Source organism: Kribbella italica (assembly GCF_014205135.1).
In the GTDB taxonomy this organism is placed as follows: domain Bacteria; phylum Actinomycetota; class Actinomycetes; order Propionibacteriales; family Kribbellaceae; genus Kribbella; species Kribbella italica.
Genome location: NZ_JACHMY010000001.1, coordinates 1,766,027 through 1,784,299 on the forward strand (window position 1 = coordinate 1,766,027; position 18,273 = coordinate 1,784,299).

Genomic DNA, 18,273 nt, shown 5'->3' on the forward strand with positions numbered 1-18,273 from the left:
GTACGGCGGGCGTTAGGCCCGCGAGTCAGCGGTAGCCGACAAACTCCGGCGCTAGCCGGTACCCCGCGGCGCCAGCCGCGCACTCCGGCGCCAGCCGGAAACCGCCGGCGATAAGCCGGCAACCCCGCCGGCGCTAAGCCGGAGGGTGGGCGGGAGTCGGGCGTAGCTGATGTCCGGAGGAGCGTAGCGACGGAGGACATCTGCGGAGCACGCGTGGGATGAAAGATCTCAGAGCGTCCGCATGACCTTGATGATTCGGCGGCGGAGCCAGACTCTTCGGCGGCCGTCGGGGTAGCGGCGGAGTCGGGCGAGTTCCCAGCCGCCGTACTCGGCGTGTTCGGTGAGCAGGCGGCGGACCGCGCCGCGGGTTTCTGTTCGGGACAACTCGAACTGCTGCAGTTCGTACTCGGCCATCCGCACCTCCGTCACTTCAGGCGTTACCTCACGAGACATCCTCCAGCGCGGCCGCGATGGCCGGCGGAAGGGTGAGCTCCTCCGTTCCCAGCACCGACTTCAACTGCATCGCCGTCCGGGCGCCGACGATCGCCGCCGTCACGCCCGGGCGGTCCCGGACCCAGGTCAGTGCGACCTCCAGCGGGCTCCAGCCGAGCCCGTCGGCGGCCCGGGCCACCGCTTCCACGATGCCCGAACCGCGGCCGTCCAGGTAGGGGTCGACGAATCTGGACAGATGCTGAGACGCTGCCCGGGAGTCCGCCGGGATGCCGGTCCGGTACTTCCCAGTCAACACGCCCCGCCCAAGCGGCGACCATGCCAGTACGCCGATGCCGAGGCCACCGGCCGCCCGGATCGCGTCCGCTTCGGCGTCGCGGGCGAGCAGCGAGTACTCGACCTGGTTCGAGACCGGTACGGCGCGGCCGGGCCAGGCCTGCTGCCAGGTGACGGCGCGGGCCGACTTCCAGCCGACGTAGTTCGACACCCCGACGTACCGGACCTTGCCCGAGTTGACCGCGTGGTCGAGCGCCGACAGCGTCTCCTCCAGCGGGACGTCGTCGGACCAGGTGTGGAGCTGCCACAGGTCGATGTGGTCGACGCCGAGCCGCCGCAGCGAGCCCTCCAGGTCGCGGAGCAGCGCGCCGCGCGAGGTGTCGGTGATCCGTTCGCCCCGCCGTACGCTGAAGCCGGCCTTGGTCGCGATCACCAGGTCGTCGCGGTCCACGACGTCGCCCAGCAGGGTGCCGATCAGGCGCTCGCTGTCACCGTCCCCGTACGCCGCCGCGGTGTCGATCAGGGTCCCGCCCGCCGCCACGAAGGCGGCGAGCTGTTCACGGGCCTCGTGCTCGTCGGTGTCCCGGCCCCAGGACATCGTGCCCAGACCGAGCCGGCTCACCGCCAGACCACTGTGACCGAGATAGCGCTGCTGCATACACCGAGCCTATTGCGGACGACGGGGAACGGCTCGTTAGGCTCGCCTGTCATGCGACTCGGACTCAACATCGGCTTCGTCCTCGGTGGCGACGATCACCTCGACCATCTCCGGCTGGTGAAGGAGGCCGAAGCGCTCGGGTTCTCGGTCACCTGGGCCGCGGAGGCGTACGGCTCGGACGCCGTCACACTGCTGACCTGGATCGCCGCGCAGACCTCGACCATCGACATCGGCGCCGGCGTGCTGCAGATCCCGGCCCGGACTCCGGCGATGACCGCGATGACCGCGGCGACCCTGGACCGGCTGTCCGGCGGCCGGTTCCGGCTCGGGCTCGGCGTGTCGGGCCCGCAGGTGTCCGAGGGCTGGCACGGCGTCCGGTTCGGCAAGCCGCTGGAGCGGACCCGCGAGTACGTCGCGATCGTGAACGCCGCGATGCGCCGCGAGACGGTCGCGTACGACGGCAAGCACTTCACGCTGCCGCTGCCGGACGGCCCGGGCAAGGCGCTGAAGCTGTCCACCCGGCCGCTGCGTGACCACGTCCCGGTGTACCTTGCGGCGGTCGGGCCGAAGAACCTCGAACTGGCCGGCGAGATCGCCGACGGCTGGCTCGGCATCCTGAACGACCCCGCTTATCTGGGAGAACAGTTGAACCACATCCGGACGGGCCGCGCGACGCGCGAGCCCGGCCTCGGCCTGGACGACTTCGACGTGGTGGCGACCGTGCCGGTGATGGTCGGTGACGACCTGCAGGCCGCCGCCGACCCGATCCGTGGCTACACCGCCCTGTACGTCGGTGGCATGGGCAGCCGGGAGAAGAACTTCTACAACCAGCTCGCGGTCCGGATGGGCTACGCGGACGCGGCCAAGGAGGTCCAGGACCTCTACCTGGCCAAGAAGCACCGCGAGGCGATGGCCGCCGTACCGTTCGGGTTCATCGACTCGATCTCGCTGCTCGGCGACAAGGCGCGGATGGCCGACAAGCTCACCGCGTACGGCGAGGCCGGCGCAACAACGCTCACGCTGACCCCGTTCGCGTCCACCGTGGACGAGCGGATCGCCGCGCTGCGCACGGTGTCGGAGGCCCTCGAGCTCGCCGGGATCGGTGACTGACCTCCCCATGACGATTTGGGACGCCATCATCCTCGGCATCGTCGAGGGCCTCACCGAGTTCCTGCCGGTCTCCAGCACCGGCCACCTCACCATCACCTCGAAGATCCTCGGTCAGCAGATCGACGATCCGGCCATCACGGCCTTCACCGCGGTGATCCAGTTCGGCGCGATCGCGGCGGTCGTGCTGTTCATGTGGAAGGACATCAGGACGTACGCCGCGGCCTGGTTCAAGGGGTTGCGGCACCCGGAGTACCGGGGTGAGTTCGACCACCGGATGGGCTGGTTCGTGATCGTCGGATCACTGCCGATCTGCGTCGTCGGGTTCGTCTTCCGCGACCTGATCTCCGGCCCGCTGCGCAGCATGTGGTGGGTCGCCGGCTCGCTGATCGGCTGGTCCTTCGTGATGGTCGCGGCCGAGCGCCTGGGCAGCAAGGCGCGGCCGCTGACCCGGATCACGCTGATCGACGCGGTCGTGATGGGCGTCATCCAGTGCCTCGCGCTGATCCCCGGTGTCTCCCGGTCGGGTGCGACCATCACGGCCGGTCTGTTCCGCGGCCTGGACCGGGTCGCGGCCACCAAGATGGCCTTCCTGCTCGGCATCCCGGCGCTGGTCGGGGCCGCGGTGTTCCAGTTGCCGGAGGCCCTCAAGGGCGACGTCGGCGTCGTCCCGGTGGTGGTCGGCACGATCGTCAGCTTCGTCGTCGGCTACGCGTCGGTGGCCTGGCTGATCAAGTTCGTCGCCAAGCACACCACCGAGGTGTTCGCCTTCTACCGGATCCTGCTCGGCATCGTGATCCTGATCCTGCTCGCCACGAGCACGATCACGGCCACCTAGTACGGCGTACGCCGCGTCGCCTGGCCTACAGCCAGCCGGCGCGGCGGAAGCCGGCGTACATGGTGGTGCAGACGACCACCATCAGGGCCAGGCAGGCGTAGTAGCCGTAGTGCCAGGTCAGCTCGGGCATGTTCTCGAAGTTCATGCCGTAGATGCCGCCGATCATGGTCGGGGCGGCGGCGATCGCGACCCAGGCGGAGATCCGGCGCATGTCGTCGTTCTGCTGGACCGAGACGCGGGCCAGGTGCGCGTTCAGCGCCGAGCTGAGCAGCGTGTCGAGCGCGTCGGTCTGGTCGGAGACGCGGATCACGTGGTCGGCGACGTCGCGGAAGAACGGCGCCGCCTGCTTGCTGACCAGCGGGACCGAGCCGTGCGCGAACGCCTCCATCGGGTCCCGCAGCGGGCCGATCGCGCGGCGCATCTCGAGTACCTCGCGCTTGAGCAGGTAGATCCGCTCGGCGTCGCTGGTCCGCTCGGGGGAGAACACCGAGCTCTCCACCTCGTCGACGTCGACCTCGACCTGCTCGGCGACCGACTCGTAGCCGTCGACGACCGAGTCGCAGATCGCCCACAGGACGGCGGCGGGGCCGTGGCCGAGGACCGAGGCGCGGTCCTCCAGGTCCTGGCGGGCGGTGGTGAGCGTCGCGCCCTCGCCGTGCCGGACGGTCACGACGTACCGCGGCCCGACGAACACGCTGACCTGGCCGGTCTCGACGGCGTCGCCCTGGTCGACGTACCAGAGTGTGCGCAGGACGACGACGACCGAGTCGCCGAACCGCTCGACCTTGGGCCGCTGGTGCGCCTTGAGCGCGTCCTCGACGGCGAGCGGGTGCAGGCCGAACAGCTTCTGCACCCGGCCCAGCTCGTGCTCGGTCGGTTCGTGCAGGCCGATCCAGCCGAAGCTCTCGCCGTCGTCGCCGATCGCCTGCGCCACGGTCTCCGGGTCGGCGGGCAGGTCCTTGCGCTCGCCCTCGGCGTACACCCCGCAGTCCACGATCACCGACCCATCATGGCACCGGAGTTGGGCGGACCGGATAACGTGCGGTTCATGCCCACGGTGATTCTGGTTCGGCACGGCCGTAGTAGTGCCAACACATCCGGCGTACTGGCCGGCCGGACGCCGGGCGTGAAGCTCGACGAGACCGGCGTGCAGCAGGCCGCTGCCGTCGCGGAGCGGCTCGCGGGCCTGCCGCTGGCCGCGATCATCACCTCGCCGCTGGACCGCTGCAAGCAGACCGCCGCGGCGATCGCCAAGCAGCACCCCGAGTTGCGTCCGGCAACGGACCGGCGGCTGACCGAGTGCGGGTACGGCGACTGGACCGGCCAGAAGATCGGCACGCTGGCCAAGGACCCGCTGTGGACGGTCGTGCAGCAGCACCCGTCCGCGGTGACGTTCCCGAACGGCGAGTCGATGCGTGGCATGCAGCAGCGCGCGGTCGACGCGGTCCGCGCGCACGACGCCGCGCTGGCCGCGAGCCACGGCCCGCAGGCGCTCTGGGTCGCGGTGTCGCACGGCGACGTGATCAAGGCGATCGTTGCCGACGCCCTCGGGCAGCATCTCGACACGTTCCAGCGGATCGTCGTCGACACGGCCAGTACGACGATCATCAGCTACACCCCGACTCGCCCGTTCCTGGTCCGGCTGAACGACTCCGGGAGCGAGCTGGCCTCGCTGGTGCCGCCTCCGCCGAAGGCAAAGAAGGGCACCCGGAAGGGTGCGCAGAAGTCCGCCGTACCCTCCTCCGACGCGGTTGTCGGTGGCCGGTAGATAGGGTCTGAGTCATGGCGCGCGTAGTGCATTCGTACGACGACCCGGACCGGTTCGTCGCCGGCACCGTCGGAGAACCCGGGGCCCGGACGTTTTTCCTGCAGGCCCGGGCCGGTGCCCGGCTGACCTCGGTGGCCTGTGAGAAGGAACAGGTGATGGCGCTCGCGGAGCGGCTCGACGTGATGCTGGACGAGGTGGCCCGGCGGTTCGACCGCGAACCGGCCGTGGTGACCGGGGTGGACGACACCGACCCGCTCGAGCAGCCGATCGAGGAGGAGTTCCGGGCCGGCACGATGACGCTGGCCTGGGAGGCCGACGCCGAGCGGGTGGTGATCGAGGTGTTCGCGGTCGTCACCGGCGAGCAGGCCGAGCTGGAGGACGTCGACCCGGTCGCCGCGGCGATGGAGTCGGAGGACTCCGAGGTGTTCATCGTCCGGATCAGCGAGGAGCAGGCTCGCGGGTTCGCCCGCCGGGCGGTCGCGCTGGTCTCGTCCGGCCGGCCGAGCTGCCCGTTCTGCGGCCGGCCGATCGACCCGGAGGGGCACATCTGTCCGCGGGCCAACGGCTATCGTCGGCATGTCCGCGAATGATGGACCCGGACCTGCTCGCGCGAGGCGAGCTGTCCCTGAACGGGCGGCTGGTGGCCGCGTCGAACGGCACCTTCCAGGGGATCGTGAGCCTCGGGGACGAGACCGCGACGGTGGTCTACAAGCCGGTCGAGGGTGAGCGCCCGTTGTGGGACTTCCCCGACGGCACGCTGGCCCAGCGCGAGTACGCGGCGTACGTCGTGTCGGAGGCGCTCGGCTGGAACGTCGTACCGCCGACGCTGCTGCGCGACGGGCCGCTCGGAGAGGGCATGGTGCAGCTGTGGATCGACGAGGCCGAGCTGCCGCCGGGCGAGACCGAACTGGTCGACATCGTGCCGCAGGGGCGGGTGCCGGCCGGGTGGGTCGGCGTGCTGGACGCGCTCGACGGGCGGCACAACCCGGTGACGCTGGTGCACGCGGACAACGAGCAGTTGCGGCGGATGGCCGTGTTCGATGCCGTGGTCAACAATGCGGACCGCAAGGGCGGGCATGTGCTCAACCCGGGGGACGGGCGGGTGTTCGGGGTCGATCACGGGGTCACGTTCAACGCTGACGACAAGCTGCGGACCGTCTTGTGGGGGTGGGCCGGTGATCCGATCCCGGGTGAGCTGCTGGACGACGTACGGAAGCTCGCGGACGGGCTGGCCGGGGCGTTCGGGCAGGAGCTGTGTTCGCTGATCACGGCGGTCGAGCTGAGCGCTACGCGGGAGCGGTGTGCGGCGTTGCTGAAGACGGGGATCTTTCCGTACCCGAGCGACGAGTGGCCGGCGATCCCTTGGCCGGCGTTCTGAGCCGGTTCGGGCTGGTGCCGCGTTCGCGTTTGAACGCGGTGCTGAAGCTGAACGCGTCCGCGTAGCCGACGCGGCGGGCGACCGCGGCGACGGTCGCGTCGGGCTCGGTGAGCAGATCGGCGGCGAGGGACATCCTGAGGTTGGTCAGGTAGGTCAGCGGCGGCTCGCCGATGAGGTCGGTGAAGCGGCGGGCGAGCGTCGTACGGGAGACGTTCGCGTGGGCGGCGAGGGATGCCAGGGTCCAGGGGGCCTCGGGTGTGGTGTGGAGGGCTTGGAGGACCGGGCCGATGGTTTCGTCGCCGGCCGCGCGGTACCAGGGTGGGGTGTTGAGCTCGAACCAGTCGCGTAGGGCGCAGACCAGGAGCCAGTCGATGAGGCGGTCGAGGACGACGCGTCGGCCGTGGGCGCCGGCGGCGATGCGCTCTTCGAGGTAGTCGCGGAGGGGTTTGCAGTCGTGGTCGGACGGTACGACGACCGCGCGGGGAAGCTCGCGCAGGAGGCGGGTGGGGAGACCGGCTCGGACGTTTGCTGAGCCGGCGAGGAGGACGGTGCCGCCGGCGGTCTCGTCGTACGGCGCGCCGAGGACCGTGCCGTCGCAACTGATGTCGATCGTCGCGCTCGGGCGGTCGGGGTCGTCGGTGACGACGAACGGCTCGGCGCCGTGCACGACGGCGGTGTCACCGGGACGGACGAGGAGCGGCGTCCCGTCCGCGACGATCCAGGCGTTCCCGCGGAGCGGAGCGATGAGCGTGAGCTCGGCGCGATCGGTGAAGCGGAGAGCGTAGGGAGCGGCGAGCACGGGCGTGCCGAGCACGGCCCCGTCGGCACGGACGGCCCGGAGGAGATCGTCGAGGGGTTCCACCACACCACGATAGGCAGACGGCACGGACAGACCCGGCGGGGCGGAGGGTGATCAGCGCGGCGTCGTCCGAAGGCGGGCGGAGGGGGGATCTCCCGCCCGCGAAGCGTGGCGGGGGCGGCGGCTCCCTCTCCCCTCCACATCCGTCCCGCGCAGCGGGACGGATGGACATGGTCGGCGGACGATTGGCGATGGGATCGACGGGGGTTCGGCGGTTGGGTGTGGGTATGACGATTTTGGTGCTTGGGGCAACAGGTAAGACCGGGCGACGACTGGTTCCCCGGTTGCGGGGGATGGGGGTTGAGGTACGGGCTGCTTCGCGGTCCGGGGAGACGCGGTTCGACTGGTCGGAGCGGGAAGGGTGGGCAGGGGTTCTGCACGGGGTCTCGGCGGTCTACCTGGTGGCGCCTGAGGAGCCGGACGTGGTGGAGGCGTTCGTGAGTGCCGCAGTGCGGGCCGGTGTCGGGCGGTTCGTGGTGCTGTCGGGGCGGGGGATCGATCGGGCGGCGGAGGTGTTGCCGCCGCGGGCTGATGGGTCGGCGGGAGTGTTCGGGCCGGGGATGGTGGCGGCGGAAGAGGCGGTGAAGGCCTCGGGCGCGGACTGGTCGGTGATCCGCGCCAACAACTTCGCGCAGAACTTCTCCGAGGACGTGTGGACGGCGCCGGTCGAGGCCGGGCGGCTGGCGTTGCCGTTGGGAGCGGTGGGCGAGCCGTTCGTGGACATCGAGGACGTGGCCGACGTCGCGGCGGTGCTGCTGACCGAGGACGGGCACGCGGGACGGATCTACGACGTCTCCGGGCCGGAGTCGCTGACGTTCGCCGAGGCGGTCGAGGTGATCGGGCGCTGGACGAAGCCGATCGAGTACGTCGAGCTGACGCCCGACCAGTACGCCGACGAGCTGCGCGCCGAGGGGTACCCGGAGGACGTGGTCGAGATCCTCGAATCCATGTTCGGCCTCATGCGGGCCGGGCACCTGAGCGCACCGGCCGACGGCGTCGAGCAGGTCCTCGGGCGTCCGCCGGCGACCTTCACGGCGTACGCTGAGCGCACCTTCGGGAGCCAGTAGCAGGCCGGCCAGCAAAATGCCCGGAGTACCGGAGAGTGGGCCTCCGGGCATGACCGGTTCGCTGACTGGATAGGCTCCGTCCCATGCAGGCGTGGACGAATCCAGACATCCCGGTCGTACCCGGGCCGGCCCGGCGTCTTCGCCTCTACGACACCGCCTCCGGCGGTCTGGTCGAGGTGCCGCCCGGGGACGGCGGCACGGCCCGGATGTACGTCTGCGGCATCACGCCGTACGACGCGACGCACATGGGCCACGCGGCGACGTACGTCACCTTCGACCTGATCAACCGGCTGTGGCGCGACGCCGGGTACGGCGTGCACTACACGCAGAACATCACCGACGTCGACGACCCGCTGCTCGAGCGCGCGACCGCGACCGGCGTCGAGTGGACCGAGCTGGCCGAGCGCGAGATCCAGCTGTTCCGCGACGACATGACCGCGCTGCGGGTGATCCCCCCGCAGGAGTACGTCGGCGTCGTCGAGTCGATCGACCTGGTCAGCGACGCGATCGGGGACCTGCAGCGCGCGGGCGCCGTGTACTCCGTCGACGAGGACCTGTACTTCGCGGTGAAGGCGGACCCGGCGTTCGGGAGCGTCTCGAACTACGACAGCGAGACGATGCGGACGCTGTTCGCCGAGCGCGGTGGCGATCCGGAGCGCGAGGGCAAGCGGGACCCGCTGGACAGCCTGCTGTGGCGTGCGGAGCGTCCGGGCGAGCCGGCCTGGGACTCGCCGTTCGGCCGCGGCCGGCCGGGCTGGCACGTCGAGTGCTCGGCGATCGCGCTGAAGCACCTCGGGATGACCTTCGACGTCCAGGGCGGCGGGAGCGACCTGATCTTCCCGCACCACGAGATGTCGGCCAGTGGCGCGCAGGTGGCGACGGGGGAGTACCCGTTCGCCCGGGCGTACGTGCATCAGGCGATGGTCGGCCTGGACGGCGAGAAGATGTCCAAGTCGAAGGGGAACCTGGTCCTGGTGTCGCGCGAGCGGCAGTCCGGCTCGGACCCGATGACGATCCGGCTCGCGCTGCTCGCGCACCACTACCGGACCGACTGGTTCTGGACCGACTCCGACCTGCTCGACGCGCAGAGCCGCCTGGACGTGTGGCGGGGAGCGATCGCCCGCGGCACCGGTGCGGACGGGGCCGCCGCTGTTGACGCGCTGCGGGCGGCGCTGACGAACGACCTGGACACGGTGGCGGCGCTGTCGGCTGTGGACACGTGGGCGGAGACGAACGGGGACGATGCGGAGGCGCCGGCGCTGGTCGCTCAGGCTCTGGATGCGTTGCTGGGGATCAAGCTCTAACCCTGCTCGACGCGAACTTCGCCACAAGTACCGGCCACCGATCGGGGGTCGGTACTTGGAGCGTGGGTGGGGGTCTGGTGCTTGAGGCGTGGGTGGGCGACCGGTGCTTGGCGCGTGGATCGGGGGCCGGTGCTGTGGCGGGGACGGGGCTTCAGGCTGTGCTGGATGCGGCTGCGGCCTGGTCGGCGCGGGCGGTGACTCGGTAGCGGCCGGGGGACTGGCCTTTGCTGCGGGTGAAGGCGCGGCTGAAGGCGTACGGCGTGGTGTAGCCGATGCTGCGGGCGATGGCGTCGAGCGTATCGTCGGTGTCGCGGAGGCGGCGGGCGGCCAGGTCCATGCGCCATTGCGTGAGGTAGGCGCCGGGCGCTTGGCCCGTCGTACTGGCGAAGCGGCGGGTGAGGGTTGCGCGGGAGACTCCTAGCTCGGTGGCCAGCAGTTCAGTGGTCCAGGGTCGGGCCGGGTCGGCGTGCAGTTTGGTCAGCGCGGACGTGAGCAGCGGGTCGTCGAGGACACCGAGCCAGGTCTCCTGCGCATCCTCCGGCCGACGCGCGAGCCAGACTCGAAGGAACTGCACCAGCAGGATGTCGACCAGACGGTCGAGGACGAGCGAGGTCGCCAGTTGAGGGTAGGCGAGCTCGCGCGTGAGCAACAGGATGGTGTCGTCCAGGCAGGTGCCGCTGCTCTCGGTGGGCAGATGCACGACCTCCGGCAGCAGGTGCAGGACCTGGGTCGACACGGCGGGGTCGTGCGAGTACATCGCCGCGAGCAGGTGGGTCTGCACCTCACCCGTCCCGAACCGCAGCACGTCGCCGGTCAGCCGGGCATGGGCCGCCTTGCCGGGATCACACTGCGGGGCCTTCGCGCCGGGATCGCTGCTGATGGTGTGGTCGACCCCGGTCGGCAGCAGGACAACGTCACCGGCCGACAGGCGCAGCGGCGCACGGCCGTGGACCGCGAGCCACGCCGTACCGGCGGTGACGGCGTAGAAGGCGGCGCCGGGATTGTCCGTCCACTGCAGCGCCCAGGGCTCGGCGCCCTCGACCCGGCAGCCGAGCGTCCCCTGGACGCCACCGACGGCGAGCACCTCCGCGAGCAGATCCATGGTGTCAGTCTATGCACCAGATGGTTATGGATGTGCGCCGAATGATCATCGTTCGATGCAGGGAGTGGTTCCTACGGTGGTTTCACCAACGCCACTTCACCCAAGGAGCCAGCTGTGAAACTGTCCGGAAGCACCGCCCTGATCACCGGCGCGAACCGTGGGATCGGCCGGCACTTCGTCGACCAGCTGCACGAGCGCGGCGCGCGGAAGATCTACGCCACCGCGCGGACGCCGCAGCCGATCGACCTGCCCGGGGTCGAGGTGCTGCCGCTCGACATCACCGATCCCGGCTCGATCGCGGCGGTGGCCGAGCGGTCCGGTGACGTCGACCTGCTGATCAACAACGCCGGGATCACGACGCACCAGCCGCTCGTCAGCGGGGATCTCGACGAGATCCGGCGGGAGATGGAGACGCACTACTACGGGACGCTGGGGACGATCCGCGCGTTCGCGCCGATCCTGGCCGCGAACGGCGGGGGAGCGATCGTGAACCTGCTGTCGGTGCTGTCCTGGCGTCCCTTCCTCGGCGCCGGTGGCTACGCCGCGGGCAAGGCGGCGGCGTGGAGCCTGACCAACAGCGTCCGGCTGGAGCTGGCCGGTCAGGGCACGCTCGTGACCGGCGTGCACGTCGGCGCGGTCGACACCGACATGATGGCCGGCTGGGACGTGCCGAAGGTCGACCCGGCCGAGCTGGTCCGGATCGTGCTCGACGGGATCGAGCACGACGAGCTGGAGATCCTGGTCGACGAGCCCGCAGCTGCGGCCAAGGCCGCCGTCGCGGGCGACGTCCGGGCGGCGTTCCCCGAACTGGGGTGACGGATCGCGGACGGCGGCGGACTCGACCCGCTGACACCTGATAAGGACCGGCCGCCGATCGAGGGCCGGTACTTGAGAGCTGATCGGGGGACAGGTGCAGGGCCGGGCGGGGTGCATGCGAGCCGAACCTGGACGGGGCGCCTGCGGGTCGAACCCGGACGGGGTGCCTGCGGGTCGAACCTGGGCGGGGTGCTTGCGGGTCGAACCTGGGCGGGGTGCTTGCGGGTCGAACCTGGACCGGGGGCCGATCTCGGTTGCCGCCGTGCGTCGTTCGAAGGTCAGCCGGTGACCGGGTGGTGGGTCTTCACCGGGGTCGGGACCGGAGCGGCCGGGGGATAGCCGACGTCGTTCGACGGGACGGGCTGCGGGCGGTCCGACGGCTTCGGGGTGGGCGTCGCCTTGGCGGCCGGCTTGGCGCAGGTCGCGGAGGCCAGGCGGATGACCTGGGCGCCGTCGCCGAGGTTGATGGTCAGGCCGGTGACGGTGAACGAGCCGTCGGTCTGCGGCGTCTGCTGGTTCACCGTGATCGTGGCCAGCGGCGCGGCGGGGATGACGGCGCCCTGCTCGGTGCCGGGGATCTGGAGCTTCTGGCCGAGCAGCGTCAGCGAGCCGATGTCGACGCCGCCCTTGTCGCCGTCGCACCAGACGTTGACCGAGTCGATGCCGAGGATCGAGCTGGGCGGCGTGAGCAGCAGGTTGCAGAGGTCGGGCAGGTTCTTCGCCGGTAGGTCGACCGTGCTGAGGTCCGGCAGCGGCAGGCCGAGATCGGGCAGTGGCAGGTCCGGGACCGGCAGGTCGTCGGCGCCGGTCGCCGGGAGCGAGGCGCAGGACTTCTTCAGGTCCGGCGGCAGCTGGACGCTGTCGAGCGCGCCCTTGCCGAGGGTGACGTCGAGCAGTTCGACCGAGGCCTTGTCGTTCCCGGCGGTGACGGTCGCGGTGCGGGCCGACAGCAACGGGTTCTTCGGCAGCTCGAGCGCCGACGAACTGCGCTCACGCCCGTCGCGCGACTCGACGTACGGCGTCCTGCTGACCGGCACCTGGCCGTCCGCGCCGATCGCGTACGCCGAGGAGGGCCGGTCGGCCGCGTTGCCGGGCTGGGCGCCGGTGACGAGGGTCAGCACCACGACCCCGGTGACGGCCGCGGCCGTCGTGACCGCCGGAACGATGTGTCGTCGCATCTGTCTCACTCACACCCTCATGTGCTGTCGATCAGGACGAGCGTCCCCAGGGGAACGCGTTGCAGCTTGTCGAGCGCGGTCCGCGGGACACGCACGCAGCCGGCGCTGACCGCCGCGCCGAACACCTCGGGCCGCGGCCAGCCGTGGATCGCGACCGTGCCGGGTCCGCCGCCGAACGTGTCGAGCGTCGGGCTGTGCGCGCCGAGCGGCAGGACGACCGGCGAGGCCGACCGCTTCGGGTCGATGATCGACCCGAGCAGGAACGTGCGGCCCGGGGGAGTCGGCGTCTTCTGCGCGCCGACGCCGGCCTTCCACTTGCCGAGGCGCTTCGCACCGTCGTACAGCTCGAGCGTGCGCGAGCCGGTGTGCACGCGGATCGTGTACGGCGAGGAGGCGTGGTCCAGGTCCTCGTCCACCAGCCAGCCGGTGGAGCGGTTGGGCTTCGACGGCAGCAGTACACGCACCCAGCCGTCGACCCGTTCGACGACCGGCAACCAGGTGGCGCCGAACTGCGCCGTACCGATCTTCGCGAACGGCTCGCCGTCGGGCGCCGAGAACACGGCCGTCTCCACGCGCGGATGCACCACGACCCCGTCGGTGCTCGCGAACGGCTGCGCGTCGAGTGGCGCGGTGCTGATCGTGGAGTGCGTCGACGAGGCCGCCAGCGTGGTCAGGTCGACGTCCGGCGTCCCGTCGTCCAGGAACGCGACGGCCCCGGCGATCCCGAGCACGGCGAGCACAGCCACCGCGGCGACCGAGCTGCCGCCGCGCTGATTCCGCGTTGCCCCACGCATGCCGAACTCCCCGTCAGACCGACCGTCCGACGACGACAATAGGACGAACGCGATTATTACGCCACAGTATGTGACGCTCCGGTCCGGTAGTGGTCGGCGATCTCGTCGCTGGTGGTCAGCCAGACGTCGGGCTGCGCGGCGATGTACTCCAGCGCCAGATCCAGGTACTTCGCGCGGAACGGCTGGCCGATGACGAAGGGGTGCAGGGCCAGGGCCATCACCCGTCCGCTGTGCTCGGAGTCGGCGCGCAGGACGTCGTACTGGTCCTTGACCATCTGGAGGAAGTCGGGGCCGGTGAGGCCGCGCAGGAAGAGGCCGAGGTCGTTGAGCTCGACGGTGTACGGGACGCTGAGCATGCCGGGGACGTTGAGCGGGTACGGCTGGTCGTCGTTGGTCCAGTCGAGCACGTAGCCGTAGCCGAGTTCGGCGAGCAGCTTCGGGGTGTGCCAGGTCTCGGTGAGCGCCGGACCCATCCAACCCCTCGGGCGCCGGCCGGTGGCGGCCTCGATCGTGTCGGTGATGCCGGTGAGGATCTCGCGTTCCTGGTCCAGCTCGTACGCCGTGTGCAGGATCGAGTTGGTCGAGCCGTGCGCCAGCCAGGCCCAGTCGCGGTCGACGCCGGCCTGGACGATCTGCGGGTTGTGCTCGGCGACCATCGCGTTGAGCAGCGTGCTCGCGCGGACGCCGTACCGGTCGAGGATGTCGATCGTGCGCCAGACGCCGACCCGGGCGCCGTAGTCGCGCCAGCCGTGGTTGAGCGCGTCGGGAACGAGGTCGAGCGGCCAGATGCTGGTCGACGGACGGTCGGTGAGGAAGTGCTCGACATCCAGGCCGACGTAGAAGGCGACCTTCTTGCCGCCCGGCCAGCTGATCGGCGGGCGCTGGGTGATCGGGCTGTAGCCGAAGGGTTCGAGTGTCATACCGGCACGGTAGAATCTGACATCAGTGTCAGGTTCAAGTGCTGGCCCGGAGGAAAGCATGCGGATCGGTGAGCTCGCGCAACGCACCGGTGTCAGCGAACGGTCGCTGCGGTACTACGAGACCCAGGGCCTGCTGGTCTCGGACCGCACGCCCGGCGGTCAGCGCACCTACTCCGAACGCGCTGTCGATCGCGTCATCCTGATCCAGGAGCTGTACGCCGCCGGCCTCCACAGCCCGAAGATCGCCGAGCTGCTGCCGTGCATGCGCGACCCGGACGGCGCGCCGAACGATCGCGCGACTCCGGCCCTCGTCACGTCGCTCACCGCCGAACGAGCCCGCATCAACAAGCTCATCGCCGACCTCACCAGGTCGCGCGCAGTCCTCGACGACGTCATCGAAACCGCCGCGCGCGAGTTGTAGTCGGAGTCGGTCAGTCCGGGTGGTTCTTGTTGCGCCTTCTCAGGTAGCGCTCGAACTCGGCGGCGATGGCGTCGCCGGAGGCCTCGGGGAGGTCGGTGGTGTCGCGTTGTTCTTCGAGGGTGGCGACGTACTCGGCGACCTCGGGGTCCTCCTCGGAGAGCTCGTCGGCGCCGCGTTGCCAGGCGCGGGCGAGTTCGGGGAGTTCGCCTTCGGGGATGGGGAGGTCGAGGAGGGCCTCGACCTTGCCGAGCAGCGCCAGGGACGCCTTCGGGCAGGGGGTGCCGGCGATGTAGTGGGGGATCGCGGACCAGACGGAGACCGCCGGGACGCCGAGGGTGCCGCAGAGGTCGGCGAAGACTCCGGAGATGCCGGTGGGGCCCTCGTACGTCGACGGCTCGAGGCTCCAGGAGGCGGTCAGTTCCGGGTCGGACGACGACGCGCTGACCGGGATCGGCCGGGTGTGCGGGGAGTCGGCGAGCAGAGCACCCAGTACGACGACCAGCTGCGCGTTCGACTCGTCGACCAGGGCGAGCAGCTCGCGGCAGAAGGTGCGCCAGCGCATGTTCGGCTCGATGCCGCGGATCAGCAGCACGTCCCGGTCGGTGTCGTCCGGACGGGCCAGGAAGACCCGCGTGGTCGGCCACGTCAGACGGCGTACGCCGTCGTCGTCGAAGCCGACGCTGGGACGGTTGACCTGGAAGTCGTAGTAGTCCTCGGGGTCGATCGCGGTGACCAGCTCGGCGTCCCACTCGTCGATCAGGTGGTCCACCGCTCCGGTGGCGGCGTCGGCGGCGTCGTTCCAGCCTTCGAACGCGGCGATCACGACCGGGTCCCGCAGGTTCGCGAGGTCGACCACTCGCCACCCCCTGTCCTACTCGTCTCCCGGTACGGCGTTCGTACCGGACTGCCAGCCTACGTCTCCGGCCATCCCGGTGCGGCCGGTTTCACGCCGAGCGGAACGTGTCGAACAGGACCTAGTAAAATTTCTACCGACCCGACTCCGCACGACGAAAACACAGGAGCTTCCCCTTGACGCTGCGCGCGGTGCTGTGGGACATGGACGGCACGCTGGTCGATTCCGAGCCGGTCTGGGCCCGCGTCCAGATCGGGCTGCTCGCGCAGCTCGGGGCGACGTGGACGGAGGAGGACTGCGTCACCCTGGTCGGCTCCGACCTGCGCGACGCGGTCGTCGCGTGGATGGCGCGGATCCCCGAGGGCGCGATCACGGCCGAGGAGCTCGCGACGCGGATGTTCGGCCAGGTCGTCGAGTCCCTCCGCCAGGAGGTCGAGTTCCGGCCGGGCGCGCTGGAGCTGTTGCAGGCCTGCGTCAAGGAGGAGATCCCGTGCGCGCTGGTCTCCGCGTCGTACCGGGTGATGATCGATGCGGTCCTCGGCCACTTCCCGGACGGCCTGTTCGCGACGATCGTCGCCGGTGACGAGGTCGTGAACGGCAAGCCGCACCCCGAGCCGTACCTGACCGCGGCCAAGGCGCTCGGGGTCGACCCGGCGGACTGCGTCGTCATCGAGGACTCCCCGGGCGGCACCGAGGCCGGTACGGCGGCCGGCGCGTTCGTCATCGCCGTCCCGCAGTGGGTGGCGATCCCGGACGCACCGCGCAGGCTGGTGCTGAAGTCGCTCGAGCCGCTGACCCCGGAGTCGCTGCGCGACCTGCTCCGCTGAGGCAGTACCGTCTTTGGGGTGCCCGCGGGGGCGACTGGGGACGAGAGGGTGGATGTGGTGAAGGTGTACACGCGCCGGGTGGTGGCGGTGGCCGCTGCCGGCGTACTGGCGGGATCGTTGGCGTCGTGCGGCGACAAGACCGGGAGCTCGACGCCGCAGCAGACCGGCGAGCCGCCACGGCAGCTCACCTTCAAGGTCGCCACCACCGACACCGTCACCTCGCTCGACCCGGCCGGCCCGTACGAGGTCGGATCGCGCACCCTGCAGGCGAATCTCTTCCAGACCCTGCTCACGATCACCGGCGACAAGCCGACGCCCGTCCCGGACGCCGCGGACTGCCAGTTCGACGCGCCGACGACCTACACGTGCAGCCTGAAGAGCGGACTCACCTTCCCGAACGGGCACGCGCTGACCTCGTCCGACGTGAAGTTCAGCTTCGACCGGATGCTCGGGCTGAAGACGCCGGGCGGGATCGCCGGGCTGTTCGGCTCGATCGCCACGATCAGTACGCCGGACGACCTGACGGCCGTGTTCACGTTGAAGAAGCCGGACGCGCGCATCCCGTACCTGTTGACCACCACGGCCGCCTCGATCGTCGACGAAGAGGTCTACCCGGCGAACAAGCTGATGCCGGCGAAGGCGGTCGGCAGCGGCCCGTACGCACTGACGGCGTACCAGCAGGGCACGAGTGCGTCGCTGACCAAGTTCAAGGCCTACAGGGGCCCGCGGGCCGCGCAGAACGACGGCATCGACCTGACGCTGCTGCCGGACTCGGCCGCGCTGAGCAAGGCGGTCACGACCGGCCAGGCGGATCTCGCCTTCCACGGCTTCGGCGCGACCGACCTGGACAAGCTCCGCGCGGGCGACCAGGTGCAGGTCGTCGAGGGACCCTCGGCGGAGATCCGCTACTTCTCGTTCCACTTCAAGTCGGTGGTGTCGCGCCGTCCCGCCGTACGGCGTGCGGTGGCGCAGCTGATCGACCGGAGCGCGATCGCGAAGAAGGCGTACGGCGACCAGGTGACCCCGTTGTACTCGGTCGTCCCGCCGGGGGCCGGCGGTCACGTCGAGGCGTTCCGTACGGAGTACAAGGAACCGAACAAGGCGGCCGCGGCGGCGATCCTGCGCGAAGGCGGAATCACCACTCCGGTGCCGTTGACGCTCGGCTGGACACCCACCCGCTACGGCGCTGGCGCGAAGGCCGAGGTCACCGAGCTGAAGCGCCAGCTCGACGCGTCCGGGCTGTTCCGGGTGACGTTGCGCAGTGTCGAGTGGCCGCGGTACCAGCAGCTCGCCCGCAGCGGGGCGTTCGACCTATACCACTCGGGCTGGCTGCCGGACTACCCGGACCCGGACGACTACCTGGTGCCGTTCGTCAGGGACGGCGGCCTCTACCAGAACGGCTACAAGTCCCAGACGGCCAACAAGCTGCTGGACCAGGAAGTCGCCGAGCAGAACCAGCTGAAGCGCGAGGGGATCCTCGAGCAGGCGCAGGCGGTGATCGCCCACGACGCACCGCTGATCCCCGTGTGGCAGGGGCGGCTGACAGTGGTGGCCGGTAAAGAGATCAAAAATCCAACCAGTATTCTCAACCCGCTGTCGTACCTGACCTTCTCGACGTTGCGGAAGTAACTGTCCGGAAGCTCGGTGCGACCCTGCG

General features: G+C 70.4%; 20 protein-coding genes. 11 read left to right on the plus strand and 9 right to left on the minus strand.

Annotated features, from left to right (window positions below):
- Positions 1 to 228: 228 nt before the first annotated feature.
- Both HDA39_RS08300 and HDA39_RS08305 read right to left on the minus strand, forming a co-directional pair.
- The gene (locus tag HDA39_RS08300; RefSeq protein ID WP_184794646.1) at positions 229 to 414 is read right to left on the minus strand and encodes a DUF5703 family protein; all 186 of its coding nucleotides are present in this window, start codon (positions 412 to 414) and stop codon (positions 229 to 231) included.
- A gap of 28 nt (positions 415 to 442) precedes the next feature.
- On the minus strand, positions 443 to 1,384 hold the full coding sequence (locus HDA39_RS08305) for an aldo/keto reductase (RefSeq protein ID WP_184794647.1): 942 nt from the start codon (positions 1,382 to 1,384) through the stop codon (positions 443 to 445).
- 51 nt (positions 1,385 to 1,435) lie between these two features.
- On the opposite strand from HDA39_RS08305, the gene HDA39_RS08310 reads away from it, so the two are divergent.
- Positions 1,436 to 2,494, plus strand: a complete 1,059-nt coding sequence (locus HDA39_RS08310; protein WP_184794648.1) for an LLM class F420-dependent oxidoreductase — start codon at positions 1,436 to 1,438, stop codon at positions 2,492 to 2,494.
- Between the two features lie 7 nt (positions 2,495 to 2,501).
- A complete protein-coding gene (locus HDA39_RS08315) occupies positions 2,502 to 3,329 on the plus strand; it encodes an undecaprenyl-diphosphate phosphatase (protein ID WP_184794649.1) in 828 nt (275 codons plus the stop codon).
- Positions 3,330 to 3,354: 25 nt separating this feature from the next.
- Here HDA39_RS08315 and corA read toward each other — a convergent pair whose 3' ends face one another.
- Complete coding sequence (corA, locus tag HDA39_RS08320) at positions 3,355 to 4,329, minus strand: magnesium/cobalt transporter CorA (RefSeq protein WP_184794650.1); 975 nt, start codon at positions 4,327 to 4,329, stop codon at positions 3,355 to 3,357.
- 48 nt (positions 4,330 to 4,377) lie between these two features.
- On the opposite strand from corA, the gene HDA39_RS08325 reads away from it, so the two are divergent.
- The 3 genes from HDA39_RS08325 to HDA39_RS08335 are packed head-to-tail and all read left to right on the plus strand — an operon-like array spanning position 4,378 to position 6,475.
- Positions 4,378 to 5,097 carry a histidine phosphatase family protein gene (locus HDA39_RS08325; protein WP_184794651.1) on the plus strand — a complete coding sequence of 240 codons (720 nt, stop codon included), beginning with the start codon at positions 4,378 to 4,380 and terminating at the stop codon, positions 5,095 to 5,097.
- Between the two features lie 14 nt (positions 5,098 to 5,111).
- Positions 5,112 to 5,687 carry a DUF3090 domain-containing protein gene (locus HDA39_RS08330; RefSeq protein ID WP_184794652.1) on the plus strand — a complete coding sequence of 192 codons (576 nt, stop codon included), beginning with the start codon at positions 5,112 to 5,114 and terminating at the stop codon, positions 5,685 to 5,687.
- On the plus strand, positions 5,684 to 6,475 hold the full coding sequence (locus HDA39_RS08335) for an SCO1664 family protein (RefSeq protein ID WP_184794653.1): 792 nt from the start codon (positions 5,684 to 5,686) through the stop codon (positions 6,473 to 6,475). Before HDA39_RS08330 ends, HDA39_RS08335 begins: the two co-directional genes overlap by 4 nt.
- Here the strand turns inward: HDA39_RS08335 and HDA39_RS08340 are convergent.
- The gene (locus tag HDA39_RS08340) at positions 6,384 to 7,337 is read right to left on the minus strand and encodes a cupin domain-containing protein (protein WP_184794654.1); all 954 of its coding nucleotides are present in this window, start codon (positions 7,335 to 7,337) and stop codon (positions 6,384 to 6,386) included. The genes HDA39_RS08335 and HDA39_RS08340 overlap by 92 nt on opposite strands.
- A 224-nt stretch (positions 7,338 to 7,561) precedes the next feature.
- Here HDA39_RS08340 and HDA39_RS08345 point away from each other — a divergent pair, with 224 nt between their 5' ends.
- Positions 7,562 to 8,401, plus strand: coding sequence for an NAD(P)H-binding protein (locus tag HDA39_RS08345; protein WP_238356007.1), 840 nt, complete (start codon positions 7,562 to 7,564; stop codon positions 8,399 to 8,401).
- Positions 8,402 to 8,484: 83 nt separating this feature from the next.
- Positions 8,485 to 9,705 (plus strand): cysteine--1-D-myo-inosityl 2-amino-2-deoxy-alpha-D-glucopyranoside ligase, encoded by a 1,221-nt coding sequence (mshC, locus tag HDA39_RS08350; RefSeq protein WP_184794656.1) that lies wholly within the window; start codon positions 8,485 to 8,487, stop codon positions 9,703 to 9,705.
- 151 nt (positions 9,706 to 9,856) lie between these two features.
- Here the strand turns inward: mshC and HDA39_RS08355 are convergent, their stop codons facing one another.
- Positions 9,857 to 10,807 (minus strand): AraC family transcriptional regulator, encoded by a 951-nt coding sequence (locus tag HDA39_RS08355; protein WP_184794657.1) that lies wholly within the window; start codon positions 10,805 to 10,807, stop codon positions 9,857 to 9,859.
- A gap of 114 nt (positions 10,808 to 10,921) precedes the next feature.
- On the opposite strand from HDA39_RS08355, the gene HDA39_RS08360 reads away from it, so the two are divergent.
- Positions 10,922 to 11,623: an SDR family oxidoreductase gene (locus HDA39_RS08360; RefSeq protein ID WP_184794658.1), complete on the plus strand. Its 702-nt coding sequence runs from the start codon at positions 10,922 to 10,924 to the stop codon at positions 11,621 to 11,623.
- Positions 11,624 to 11,901: 278 nt separating this feature from the next.
- On the opposite strand, the gene HDA39_RS08365 is transcribed toward HDA39_RS08360, so the two are convergent.
- From HDA39_RS08365 to HDA39_RS08375, 3 genes are read right to left on the minus strand one after another with little or no spacing between them, the layout of a single operon-like run.
- Positions 11,902 to 12,801 (minus strand): hypothetical protein, encoded by a 900-nt coding sequence (locus tag HDA39_RS08365; RefSeq protein WP_184794659.1) that lies wholly within the window; start codon positions 12,799 to 12,801, stop codon positions 11,902 to 11,904.
- Positions 12,802 to 12,818: 17 nt separating this feature from the next.
- Complete coding sequence (locus tag HDA39_RS08370; RefSeq protein ID WP_184794660.1) at positions 12,819 to 13,595, minus strand: L,D-transpeptidase; 777 nt, start codon at positions 13,593 to 13,595, stop codon at positions 12,819 to 12,821.
- 56 nt (positions 13,596 to 13,651) lie between these two features.
- The gene (locus tag HDA39_RS08375) at positions 13,652 to 14,515 is read right to left on the minus strand and encodes a polysaccharide deacetylase family protein (protein ID WP_184794661.1); all 864 of its coding nucleotides are present in this window, start codon (positions 14,513 to 14,515) and stop codon (positions 13,652 to 13,654) included.
- Between the two features lie 58 nt (positions 14,516 to 14,573).
- On the opposite strand from HDA39_RS08375, the gene HDA39_RS08380 reads away from it, so the two are divergent.
- Complete coding sequence (locus tag HDA39_RS08380; RefSeq protein ID WP_184794662.1) at positions 14,574 to 14,936, plus strand: MerR family transcriptional regulator; 363 nt, start codon at positions 14,574 to 14,576, stop codon at positions 14,934 to 14,936.
- 10 nt (positions 14,937 to 14,946) lie between these two features.
- Here the strand turns inward: HDA39_RS08380 and HDA39_RS08385 are convergent, their stop codons facing one another.
- Positions 14,947 to 15,792, minus strand: coding sequence for a PAC2 family protein (locus tag HDA39_RS08385; RefSeq protein WP_184794663.1), 846 nt, complete (start codon positions 15,790 to 15,792; stop codon positions 14,947 to 14,949).
- 173 nt (positions 15,793 to 15,965) lie between these two features.
- On the opposite strand from HDA39_RS08385, the gene HDA39_RS08390 reads away from it, so the two are divergent.
- Together HDA39_RS08390 and HDA39_RS08395 are read left to right on the plus strand one after the other, a co-directional pair.
- Positions 15,966 to 16,616 carry an HAD family hydrolase gene (locus tag HDA39_RS08390; RefSeq protein ID WP_184794664.1) on the plus strand — a complete coding sequence of 217 codons (651 nt, stop codon included), beginning with the start codon at positions 15,966 to 15,968 and terminating at the stop codon, positions 16,614 to 16,616.
- Between the two features lie 57 nt (positions 16,617 to 16,673).
- Positions 16,674 to 18,245: an ABC transporter substrate-binding protein gene (locus HDA39_RS08395; RefSeq protein WP_184794665.1), complete on the plus strand. Its 1,572-nt coding sequence runs from the start codon at positions 16,674 to 16,676 to the stop codon at positions 18,243 to 18,245.
- Positions 18,246 to 18,273 lie beyond the last annotated feature (28 nt).